Origin of the sequence: Seohaeicola nanhaiensis, assembly GCF_042654245.1 — a bacterium.
GTDB lineage: Bacteria > Pseudomonadota > Alphaproteobacteria > Rhodobacterales > Rhodobacteraceae > Seohaeicola_A > Seohaeicola_A nanhaiensis.
In genome coordinates this window covers 478,800-489,939 of the sequence record NZ_JBHSGI010000009.1, presented here as the reverse complement: position 1 = coordinate 489,939, position 11,140 = coordinate 478,800, and the positions used below count along the sequence as shown (strand labels likewise).

Sequence of the window (11,140 nt, the reverse complement as noted above, 5' to 3'; positions counted from 1 at the left end):
AGGGGTATTTACGGGCTGACGTTCATACCCGCAAGGCCTTTCTAACGACAATGTCGTATTTTTTTGATTATTCCATTAAATCGTTCAAATTCAATTACTTGTATGATAAGATTTTTGCCCTGCCCGGGCTCCGGCGATCTGTTGTAGCGAAAAATCTGCGACTCAGTGGAAACCCGGATACCAGATTTTGCGTTATCCTCAGACTTACCCCCAACCGCGACCGGACTCACCCGTGAATCGGCCCGGTTCGCCGGCGGAATCAGGGCCCGAGTCAGGCCCCGACGCGAATCCAGCGCCGTACGGGCAGACGGATCAGCAGCAGCGCCACGATGATCGCCAGATAGACCAGCGGCTCGAGCCGGAATCCCTTGGCCAGCATCAGATAGTGCACCCCACCCAGGATCGCCGCGGGATAGACCAGCCGGTGCAGGGTCCGCCACTTCGCTCCCAGCCGGCGCACCGATGCATTGTTCGACGTCACTGCCAGCGGCACCATCAGGACAAAAGCCGCCATTCCCACCGCTATATAGGGGCGCTTGACGATCTCGGACCAAAGCTGCCCCAGCACCTGCAGATCGAGCACCGCCCAGACCAGCAGGTGACAGCAGACGTAATAGAAGGTGATCAGCCCCACGGCGCGGCGGAACTTCATCAGGTTCAGCCCGACCAGCCGGCGCAGCGGCGTGATCGCCAGCCCTGCCACCAGGAACTTGAGCGCCAGCTCGCCCAGCTCGCGCTCCAGCCCCTTCACCGGTTCCGGCCCAAGTCCGCCGCTGATCCCCTGCCAGAACAGCCAGGGCGCCCCGGCCATGCAGACGACATAAACCGCCCAGACCGGCACGCGCCGCAGCAGCCCGTTAACCCGGTCGATCAGGGTCATCTGCGCGCCTTCGCGCAGTCTCGGATGGCGAAACTGCCCGGATCGCCCGCCGTATAGACGACCGACACAACCATCTGTGCATAACAGGCTGTCGGCACGCGGTAGGGCGCCAGCTTGCGCGCGATGGTGATCCACTGCACCACCCGCCCGCCTTTCATGTCCGCCTGGAACACGTCCACCAGAGTCTTTTCGGCCACGCCCGCGTAATGAGTCGCCAGCCGGTCCGACCGGATGCCGCGGGCAAAGCCCTGCGCCGCCGTCCAGTCATCGACGAAGACGACAAAGACCTCGGCCTCACGTCCCTGCTCGCGGCTGACTCTGGCCGCGGGCATCACCGCCTCGATCACCCCGGCCGCATCGGCCAGGCGCACCGCCTCGGCAAAGCCCTCGGGTTCGCGGATCGTCACGATCGACACGGCGCCTCCGGCACCGTCCAGCAGGCGGTTGGGCAGGACCAGCTCGGGCGCCCCGACGCCCATGTCGTCCATCGGCGGAGGTGACTCCATGGCCACCCCAAGCGCGGCCAGCGTGATCAGCTCGCGGATCAATGGAATTTCGCCAGGTCCATTCCGGCATACAGCGATGCCACCTCGGCCTCGTAGCCATTGAACATCAGCGTCGGCTGCTTCTTGGCAAACAGCCCGCTGCCGACGCGCCGCTCGCTCGCCTGGCTCCAGCGCGGGTGATCCACATTTGGATTCACGTTCGAATAGAAGCCGTATTCGCGGTCGCTATACTTGTTCCAGGCGGTCGGCGGCTGCTTGTCCACCAGAGAAATCCGCACGATCGACTTGATCGACTTGTAGCCATACTTCCACGGCACGACCAGCCGCAGCGGCGCGCCGTTCTGGTTCGGCAGCGGCTTGCCATAGATCCCCGTCGCCATCAGCGTCAGCGGGTGCATCGCCTCATCCAGGCGCAGCCCCTCGACATAGGGCCACTCGATCACCGGATAGCGCACGCCCGGCATTTCCTCGGGGCGCAGCAGCGTCTCGAAGGCGACGAATTTTGCGCCGGACTGCACGCCCGCCATGTTCAGCAGGTCGGCCAGCTCGAACCCGTTCCAGGGCACCACCATCGACCAGGCCTCGACACAGCGGAAGCGGTAGATCCGCTCCTCGATCGTCATCGCGCTTAGGATCTGGTCCAGCGTGTAGTCCCCCGGCTTATCGACCATCCCGTCGATGGTCACACTCCAGGGCGAGGTCGTCATCTGCCCGGCGTAACGGGCCGGATCGTCCTTGCCGGTGCCGAATTCGTAGAAGTTGTTATAGGTGGTGATCTCTTCCCACCCGTTGGGCTCCAGCGCCTCGGCCCGCGCCCGCCCGGCGCCCAGGCCCACCATGCCGGCCGCAGCCAGACCGCCGATGATCTGCCGCCGGTTCACGAAAGCCGCTTCCGGCGTGACGTCGGCGGCGGTCAGGTCGTTCGTCCAGCGATGGGCCATGTCGGTCTCCGTTTTTGTTCTTTCGGAAAAGCTAGATCAGGACCGCCCGGGAAACCAAAACATTTCGTCTCACGTTTCGGAGACGGCGCTGTAACTTGGCAGGATCTGGTTCAAAGGTAGGCTTCTGCCGTCGGCCTGCACGATCCGTACGTGCCGCCGGCGCATCCGGCGCGGCTCGGACACGCCCACCGAATGGGCGATCATCTCGACCTCATGCACCATCTCGCGCGCGTAATGCGCGACTCGCATGTATTTGTCCTCGACCACCAGCCCCTTCTGCAGCCTCGGGTCATGTGTGGTAATGCCGGTGGGGCAGGTGTTGCGGTTGCACTTCAGCGCCTGGATGCAGCCCAGCGAGAACATGAACCCGCGCGCCGAGGTGACAAAATCCGCTCCCGCCGCCAGCGCCCAGGCCACATCCGAAGGGTTCACCAGCTTGCCCGAGGCGACGATGCGGATCCGCTCCTTCAGCCCGTGCCGGTCGCGCAGGTTCACCACCGGTGGCAGCGCCTCGCGGATCGACATGCCCACCAGGTCGATCAGCGGCATCGGCGCCGCCCCGGTGCCGCCCTCGCCGCCGTCCAGCGTGATGAAATCCGGCGCGCTTTCCGCCCCGCGCCGGTCAATCGCTTCGAACAGCTCGTCAAAGGTCTCGACCGAGCCGACCACGGTCTTGATGCCCGTCGGCTTGCCCGTCACCTCGCGCACATGGTCGATCATGTCGAGCAACTGCTCGAAATTCGCCACCTCTACATGGCGGTTCGGAGACAGGCTGTCCTGGCCCACCTGAATCCCGCGGATATCGGCGATCTCCTCGGTCACCTTGGCGCCAGGCAGGATACCGCCTTTGCCGGGCTTGGCCCCCTGCGCCAGCTTGATCTCGAACATCTGCACCTGCGGATGCGCCGCGATGGCGCGCAGCTTGTCGTCCGACAGATGGCCATGTGCGTCGCGCACGCCATACTTCGCCGTGCCGATCTGAAAGACGATGTCACATCCCCCCGACAGGTGATAGCGGCTGAGGCCTCCCTCCCCCGTGTTCAGCCAGACGCCCGCCTCCTTGGCGCCACGGCTCAGCGCTTCGACCGCCGGACGCGAGATCGCCCCGAAACTCATGCCCGAGATGTTGAAGAACGACGGCGCCATATAGGGTGTACGCGCGTGCGGACCGATCTCCATCGGCTCGGACTTCGCGTGCTCGTCATCCAGCGGCGGAAAGGCCGCGTTGACGAAGATCGGCGTGCCCACCAGCGACAGGCTGCGGGTCGAACCGAAAGCGACCGTATTGCCCTTTGCATCGGCGGCCCGGTTCACCCAGTCGCGCTGCGCCCGGTTGAAGGGCATCTCCTCGCGGTCCATCGCAAAGAAATACTGCCGGAAGAACTCGCCCAGCTCGGTGAACAGGATGCGGAACCGCCCGATGACGGGATAGTTGCGCCGGATCGCGTCACCGGTCTGGGTCCGGTCGATCACGAACAGCACCACCGCTCCCGCCATCAGCACCCCGATCAGCACCACAAAGGCCAGCGCCATCACTTCAAGCGCCTGCATCGCAAATCCCATATTCTTTCTCCGGCCCGCTTTGATGTGTCGCAATGTGCCCGCCGGCACTATATCCGAGACTGAGCGCCATAGCCCCCGCTGGCAAGCCGGGGCGCGTCACTTTGGGAGGATCACGATGAAACATGTCTTCATGGCCGCAGTACTGGCCGTGGCCGCGAATGGCGCAGCCGCCCAGCAGGCCGTCACCTATGCCACCAAGTCCAGCTTCGAGGACGTCATCTTCGAACTGGAGAACGCCATAACCGACGAAGGCCTGGTGGTCGACTGGGTCAGCCATGTCGGCGACATGCTGGAACGCACCCGCGCCGACGTCGGCTCGGACAAGGTGATCTTCGAGCGCGCTGACGTCTACAACTTCTGCTCGGCCCTGGTCTCGCGCCATGTGATGGAGGCCGATCCGATGAACATCGCCTTCTGCCCCTATGGCATCTTCGTCGCCCAGCTGGCCGACGAGACCGGGCAGATCATCGTCGGCTACCGCAGCTTCCCCGACGGTCCGATGCAAGAGGCCGCGGCGCTGCTCGACAGCCTCGCCCGCAAGGCCGCCGGAGTCGAATAGGCCGCACCGTCAGCGCAGCCGAGAAAAGAAAAGCCCCGCCGAAGCGGGGCTTTTGCGTTAGTGCACCACGGCGTCCCGCGGTGGCTGGCGGTTGCTCGCCGCCACCCGGTCGCCGATGATCAGGCCCTCGACTCCAGCCGTGACCGGCACCACCGACCCGTCCAGAATGTCCCCGGCCAGCAGCATCTCGGCCAGCGGGTTCTGCAGCGCGCGCTGGATCACCCGCTTCAACGGCCGCGCCCCGAACACAGGGTCGTAACCCTCGTCCGCCAGCCACGACTTCGCCGCCTGATCGAGCTCGATCACGATCTTCCGCCCGGCCAGCCGCTTCATCAGCCGCTTCAGCTGGATGTCGACGATCGCGTCCATATCCTTGCGCTGCAGACGGTCAAAGATGATCGTCTCGTCCAGACGGTTCAGGAACTCGGGGCGGAAATGGGCCCGCACCGCGTCCATCACGTCGCGCTTGGCGTCCGAGGCATCCGCGCCCTCGGGCAGCTGGCTCAGCGCCTGCGCCCCGAGGTTGGAGGTCAGCACGATCAGCGTCTGCTTGAAGTCGACCCGATGGCCCTGGCCATCGGTCAGCACGCCGTCGTCCAGAACCTGCAACAGCACGTTGAAGACATCCGGATGCGCCTTCTCGACCTCATCGAACAGGACGACCTGATAGGGCCGCCGCCGCACCGCCTCGGTAAGCACGCCGCCTTCGTCATAGCCGACGTAGCCCGGAGGCGCGCCGATCAGACGGGCGACCGAATGCTTCTCCATGAACTCGCTCATGTCGATCCGCACCATCGCGTTCTCGTCATCGAACAGGAACTCTGCCACCGCCTTGGTCAGCTCGGTCTTGCCCACACCGGTCGGCCCGAGGAAGAGGAAAGAGCCCAGCGGCCGGTTCTCGTCGTTCAGCCCGGCCCGCGCCCGGCGCACCGCATTGGCCACCGCCGTCACGGCCGCGTTCTGGCCGATCACCCGGCGATGCAGGTCATCCTCCATGCGCAGCAGCTTCTCGCGCTCACCTTCCAGCATCTTGCTGGTCGGAATGCCGGTCCAGCGCTCGACCACGGCGGCGATCTGCTCGGGGCGCACGGCTTCCTCGACCATCACGTCGTTCTCGCCCGATTCCGCCGTCTCGAGCTGTTTCTCCAGCTCGGGGATCCGCCCGTACTGCAGCTCGCCCGCCTTGGCGAAGTTGCCCTCGCGCTTGGCCTGCTCCAGCTCGGCCCGCGCCTTGTCCAGCGCCTCCTTGATGTCGCGCGCGCCAGCCAGCTTGTCCCGCTCGGCCTGCCACTTGGCGGTCATCTCGGCGCTCTGCTCCTGCAGGTTCGCCAGATCGACCTCCAGCTTCTCCAGCCGGTCCTTGCTCGCCTTGTCGTCTTCCAGCTTCAGCGCCTCGACCTCGATCTGCATCTGCAGGATGTTCCGGTCCAGCTGGTCCAGCTCCTCGGGCTTGGAGTCCACCTCCATCCGCAGCCGGCTCGCCGCCTCGTCCATCAGGTCGATCGCCTTGTCGGGCAGGAAACGGTCAGTGATATAGCGGTGCGACAGGGTCGCGGCCGCCACCAGCGCCGAATCCGAGATGCGCACGCCGTGGTGCAGCTCGTATTTCTCCTTGATTCCCCGCAGGATCGAGATCGTGTCCTCGACCGTCGGCTCGTCCACCATGACAGGCTGGAACCGCCGCGCCAGAGCGGCGTCCTTTTCGACGTACTTGCGGTACTCATCCAGCGTCGTCGCGCCGATGCAATGCAGCTCGCCCCGCGCCAGCGCCGGCTTGATCAGGTTGGCCGCATCCATCGCGCCATCGGATTTGCCCGCGCCGACCAGCGTGTGCATCTCGTCGATGAACAGTACGATTTCGCCCGCGGCCGCCGTGACCTCGTTCAGCACGGCCTTCAGCCGCTCCTCGAACTCGCCGCGATACTTCGCGCCCGCAATCAGCGCGCCCATGTCCAGCGCCAGCAGCTTCTTGTTCTTCAGCGATTCCGGCACGTCGCCATTGACGATGCGCAGCGCCAGACCCTCGGCAATCGCGGTCTTACCCACGCCGGGTTCCCCGATCAGAACCGGGTTGTTCTTGGTCCGACGGCTCAGCACCTGCATCGCGCGCCGGATTTCCTCGTCGCGTCCGATGATCGGGTCGATCTTGCCCTGCTCGGCCGCCTCGGTCAGGTCGCGCGCATATTTCTTCAGCGCGTCATAGCCCTCTTCCGCCGTGGCGGAATCGGCCGTGCGTCCCTTGCGGATATCGTTGATCGCCTCGTTCAGCTTCTGGGCTGAAACGCCACCCGCATCCAGCGCGTCCTTGGCCGGCGATTTCACCATGCACAGCGCCATCAGGATCCGCTCGACCGGCACAAAGCTGTCGCCCGCCTTCTTGGCGACGGTCTCGGCCTCGCCCAGAACCTTGGCCGTGGTATTGTCCAGATAGACCTGCCCCGCATCGCCCGAAACCTTGGGCATCTTGCCCAGACTCAGCGTCAGCGCATCCATCACGCGCGCCGGCTGTCCGCCCGCCCGGGTGATCAGGTTGCTTGCCAGCCCCTGTTCGTCGTCCATCAATGCCTTGAGGAGGTGCTCCGGCGTCAGCCGCTGATGGCCCTCGCGCATCGCAATCGTCTGAGCGGCCTGCACGAATCCCCGTGCGCGCTCGGTGAACTTGGTCAAGTCCATATAGTCTCTCCTTGTGTCAGCGCCTCGGGATTACGACGCCCGCCAAGCAGCGCGTCATGGGTGAGGCCTTGCCCTCAATTTGGGAACCGCCGCGCCGCCTTCAAGATCTGGCAGAGCGCGAAATGACCCTCACCCAACGATTTCCCCACGGGTATCGCCCGGACCGGGGCGTTCCCCCCCCGCCACATCGCTCCCGCACCTTCCCTCGCCGCCCCCAGTGCGCTATGGCCAGCCGAACAACAAAGGAGCCAGGCCGATGTCAGATGACCGCCTCATCGTCGCGATGGACGTCCCCGACGCCGTGCAGGGCCTCGCCCTTGCCGAGCAGCTGGGCGACCTCGTCTCCTTCTACAAGATCGGTCTCGGGATGCTGACCGGCGGCGGGCTCGGCCTCGCGCGCGAGCTCAAGCAGGAACACGGCAAACGAATCTTCCTCGACATGAAGCTCTTCGACATCTCCGCCACGATCGAGGCCGCCGTGCGCGGCATCGCCCGCTTCGATCTCGACTTCCTCACCGTCCAGGGCGACCCCCATGTTGTGAGGGCCGCGAAAGAGGGCGCCGGCGCCTCGGGCCTCAGGATCCTCGCCGTGACCGTGCTCACCTCGCTCGACCGGGCCGATCTCGACGATGGCATGATCGTGCCAGGCGACGTGGCCGAGATCGCCCTCGAACGCGCCGCCCGGGCGCTGGCCGCCGGGGCTGACGGGGTGATCGCCTCGCCGCACGAGGCCGCCGCCATTCGCGCCCTGCCCGAAGCGGCCGGGCGGCTCATCGTCACTCCCGGCGTCCGCCCCGCCGGCAGCGACGCCGGCGACCAGAAGCGCATTGCCACCCCCGCGATGGCCATTGCCAGCGGCGCCGATCATATCGTCGTCGGGCGGCCGGTCTGGGCTGCGCCCGCGCCCCGCGCTGCCACTCGGGCGATTCTCGACGAATTGCAAAGCCCGCAGGCGCGACAACCGAACACCTAGCGGCTGCCTGAAAAACAACCACCACATCTGGAATCTGTGCCCACAAAAGCACAATCTAGAGGTGTATTTTGACCCTAGGGAAATCTACTCTGGGCAAAGTTCCCCGTCTCGACGACCCTGATCCCCGAGACACTCCCCCGACGGACCTTCGTCTTCCTGTGGTCCGTCACCTCCCCCCGCGCAAGATGCGGGGGTTTCTTTATCCGCCGTCCCGTTCGCGCAGATAGGTCTCGACCCGCGTCGCGAAATGCGGGATCGCCGCCGGATCGCGCAGATAGTCGCCGGGCGCCATCAGCCGCCAGCCCTGCCCCTCGTCGCCGAACCGCACCGCCGCGGCCAGCTCTGCCGGCATCTCGGCGGCAAAGAACCAGGCCACACCGTTCAGCTGCCGGTAGGACCGCGCCCAGACCAGATCCGAGACCGCCAGCGCCAGCCCGACCTCTTCCTCCGTCTCGCGCAGCACGCAGGCCTCGGGACTCTCGGCGCCCTCGCGGCCGCCACCCGGCAGATCCCAGCGGTCGGGCCAGGGGATATCGGGCCGGTTGTCCCGCCGGATCACCAGCAGATCGCCGCCCAGGAACAGCGCCAGCTTCGCGCCAATGAATTCCATGCCGCACCTCCGCGCCTCCCCTATGCCCCGGTCACCCCTGCGCCGCAACCGCCGCGCGCCGTATTCGCGCGGTGTTTACCGCGCAGGTTCACCCTGCCCGCGCCAGCCGGAGGCCCCATGCGAATCCCCCTCGACAAGATTGACCCCCACGCCCTGATCCGCGACCGCTCGCTGATCGACGCTGCCGCCCAGACCGAGCTGCAGCGTTCCATTGCCGCCACCGGCCTGCGCCAGCCGATCGAGGTCTTTCCCACCGGCGACGACGGCTATGGTCTGCTCTCCGGCTATCGCCGCCTCGCCGCTACCCGCGCCCTGTTCGACCTCACCGGCCAGGACCGATACGCCGCCATCGACTGTGTGGTGCGCGATCCCGCCAGCCGCCAGGCCGCGCTGGCCGAGATGGTGGCCGAGAACGACATCCGGCAGCCCCTCTCGCCCTGGGAGAAGGCCGCGATTGCCGTGTCCGCCCTGCGCGCCGGGCTGTTCGAGACGCTCGACCTCGCGCTCGCCGGCCTCTATCCCCACGCCGCGCGCCAGAAACGCGCCAAGCTGCGCGCGCTGGCCGAGGTGGTCGAGGCGCTGGACGGCACCCTCACCGACCCCGAGACCCTCTCCGAATCCCGTCTCCTGCGTATCGCCGCCGCCCTCCGCCTCGGCTGGGGCGAGTTGATCGAGACTGCCCTCACCGAGGGCCCCGACCACAGCGCGGCCCAATGGCTCCGCATCCTCCCCCTGCTCGAGGAATCCGAACAGCTCACGGCCAGGGGAGAGTCCACGCATCCCGACCGTCCAAAACGATTGCTCAGACTGAACAGCGCCCACCGAAACACCGTCATACGCCGGGAAAGGACCCGCTACGGCTTCCTGCTGCACATCACTGGTAAAGGCGCGACGGACCCGCTGGTGGACGAGGTGTTCCGCGAGATCGAGCGGATGTTCGCAGGCTAGGCGAAGCGTGATCCCACGGACAGCGCTACCTGCGCGGCTTCGCGGCGGCTCGCTTTTTACAGGGTGGGCAACACGCCGGCCAAAGGCCAGCGCTCCCGCAAAATCCCCTCCCCTCTGCCCTCGCAGATCCGCTATAAGAGCGGGGACAAAACCATGTCCCAAATGGTCACTCGTCGAAACTCAAGCAAATTCAACCCCTTGACCCCCCGTCCTAGCTGGGACACCCAAAATGCCCGCCCTGTGCCGTGACTGCCTGACCTCTTTCGAGACCGGATCCCGATGCCCGGCCTGCCGGTCGCCGCGTGTCACCTCCCACCCCGAACTCTTCTCGCTCTCCATCGCCCACATGGACTGCGACGCCTTCTACGCGAGCGTGGAAAAGCGCGACCGCCCGGACCTGGCCGACAAGCCGGTCATCATCGGCGGCCGCCATCGCGGCGTCGTCTCCACCGCTTGCTACGTCGCCCGCATCCGCGGCGTGCGATCCGCCATGCCGATGTTCCAGGCCCTCAAGCTCTGCCCCGATGCGGTGGTGCTGAAGCCCCGCATGTCGCTCTACGCCGAGATTTCCCGCCAGATCCGCGCCATGATGGAAGAGCTGACGCCGGCGGTGCAGCCTCTCTCGCTCGACGAGGCCTTCCTCGATCTCTCCGGCACCGAGCGCCTGCACGGCGCGCCCCCCGCCGTGATGCTCGCCCGCCTGATCCGCCGGATGAAGGACGAACTTGGCCTCACCGGCTCGATCGGACTGTCGCACAACAAGTTTCTCGCCAAGGTCGCCTCAGATCTCGACAAGCCCCGCGGCTTCCGGGTGATCGGCCGCGCCGAGACGGCCGATTTCCTGCGCGACCAGCCGGTCCGCCTGATCTGGGGTATCGGTCCCGCCTCGCAGGACTCGCTCGACCGCGCCGGCATCCGCACCTTCGCCGACCTGCTCCGCTGGGACCGCACCGACCTGCATGCCCGCTTCGGCGCGATGGGCGAAAGACTCTGGCACCTGGCCCGCGGCGAGGATCACCGCCGGGTCTCGGCCCACGAACCGGTCAAGTCGATCTCGAACGAGACCACCTTCGACACCGACACCGCCGATCCCGACATCCTGGACGGGCATATCTGGCGGATGGCTGAAAAGGTCGCCGACCGCGCCAAGGCCCGCGCCCTCGCGGGCCGCGTGGTGACCCTGAAGGTGAAGAAGACCGACCACGCCATCCTGACCCGGCGGCTCCAGCTGCGCGAGCCGACCCAGCTGGCCGACACGATCTATCGCACCGCGCGCGGCCTCTACGACCAGGTGGCGAAGGACGGCCCGTTCCGCCTGCTCGGCTGCGGACTCAGCCAGCTCTTGCCGGAAACTTCGGTGCAGGCCTCTGGCGACCTCCTCGATCCCGGCGCCCGGCAACGCTCGGAAGTCGAACGCACCGCCGACCGAATCCGCGCTCGTTTCGGCGCCGACGCTATCGTGAAGGGCCGCGCGCTGCGCTAGCCAA

Annotated in this window: 10 protein-coding genes; 4 read left to right on the top strand and 6 right to left on the bottom strand. The window is 66.2% G+C overall.

Annotation, left to right across the window (positions count from 1 at the left end):
- Positions 1–271: 271 nt before the first annotated feature.
- From msrQ to ACFO5X_RS12700, 4 genes are all read right to left on the bottom strand, one after another.
- The gene (gene msrQ / locus ACFO5X_RS12715) at positions 272–880 is read right to left on the bottom strand and encodes a protein-methionine-sulfoxide reductase heme-binding subunit MsrQ (RefSeq protein ID WP_380717838.1); all 609 of its coding nucleotides are present in this window, start codon (positions 878–880) and stop codon (positions 272–274) included.
- Positions 877–1,428 (bottom strand): hypothetical protein, encoded by a 552-nt coding sequence (locus ACFO5X_RS12710; RefSeq protein WP_380717837.1) that lies wholly within the window; start codon positions 1,426–1,428, stop codon positions 877–879. Before ACFO5X_RS12710 ends, msrQ begins: the two co-directional genes overlap by 4 nt.
- Positions 1,425–2,327 (bottom strand): protein-methionine-sulfoxide reductase catalytic subunit MsrP, encoded by a 903-nt coding sequence (msrP, locus tag ACFO5X_RS12705; RefSeq protein ID WP_380717836.1) that lies wholly within the window; start codon positions 2,325–2,327, stop codon positions 1,425–1,427. The genes ACFO5X_RS12710 and msrP overlap by 4 nt, the downstream gene beginning before the upstream one ends.
- Positions 2,328–2,396: 69 nt before the next feature.
- A complete protein-coding gene (locus ACFO5X_RS12700; RefSeq protein ID WP_380717835.1) occupies positions 2,397–3,890 on the bottom strand; it encodes an FMN-binding glutamate synthase family protein in 1,494 nt (497 codons plus the stop codon).
- 115 nt (positions 3,891–4,005) lie between these two features.
- On the opposite strand from ACFO5X_RS12700, the gene ACFO5X_RS12695 reads away from it, so the two are divergent.
- Positions 4,006–4,449 (top strand): DUF302 domain-containing protein, encoded by a 444-nt coding sequence (locus tag ACFO5X_RS12695; protein WP_380717834.1) that lies wholly within the window; start codon positions 4,006–4,008, stop codon positions 4,447–4,449.
- Positions 4,450–4,506: 57 nt separating this feature from the next.
- On the opposite strand, the gene clpB is transcribed toward ACFO5X_RS12695, so the two are convergent.
- Positions 4,507–7,122 (bottom strand): ATP-dependent chaperone ClpB, encoded by a 2,616-nt coding sequence (clpB, locus tag ACFO5X_RS12690; RefSeq protein ID WP_380717833.1) that lies wholly within the window; start codon positions 7,120–7,122, stop codon positions 4,507–4,509.
- Between the two features lie 256 nt (positions 7,123–7,378).
- Here clpB and pyrF point away from each other — a divergent pair, with 256 nt between their 5' ends.
- Complete coding sequence (gene pyrF / locus ACFO5X_RS12685) at positions 7,379–8,095, top strand: orotidine-5'-phosphate decarboxylase (protein ID WP_380717832.1); 717 nt, start codon at positions 7,379–7,381, stop codon at positions 8,093–8,095.
- Between the two features lie 199 nt (positions 8,096–8,294).
- Here pyrF and ACFO5X_RS12680 read toward each other — a convergent pair whose 3' ends face one another.
- Entirely contained in the window at positions 8,295–8,705 is a 411-nt protein-coding gene (locus tag ACFO5X_RS12680; RefSeq protein ID WP_380717831.1) for an NUDIX hydrolase, read from the bottom strand.
- A 117-nt stretch (positions 8,706–8,822) separates the two neighbouring features.
- Here ACFO5X_RS12680 and ACFO5X_RS12675 point away from each other — a divergent pair, with 117 nt between their 5' ends.
- Both ACFO5X_RS12675 and ACFO5X_RS12670 read left to right on the top strand, forming a co-directional pair.
- Positions 8,823–9,653, top strand: coding sequence for a ParB/RepB/Spo0J family partition protein (locus ACFO5X_RS12675; RefSeq protein ID WP_380717830.1), 831 nt, complete (start codon positions 8,823–8,825; stop codon positions 9,651–9,653).
- A 229-nt stretch (positions 9,654–9,882) separates the two neighbouring features.
- Complete coding sequence (locus tag ACFO5X_RS12670; protein WP_380717829.1) at positions 9,883–11,136, top strand: DNA polymerase IV; 1,254 nt, start codon at positions 9,883–9,885, stop codon at positions 11,134–11,136.
- Positions 11,137–11,140: the final 4 nt, after the last annotated feature.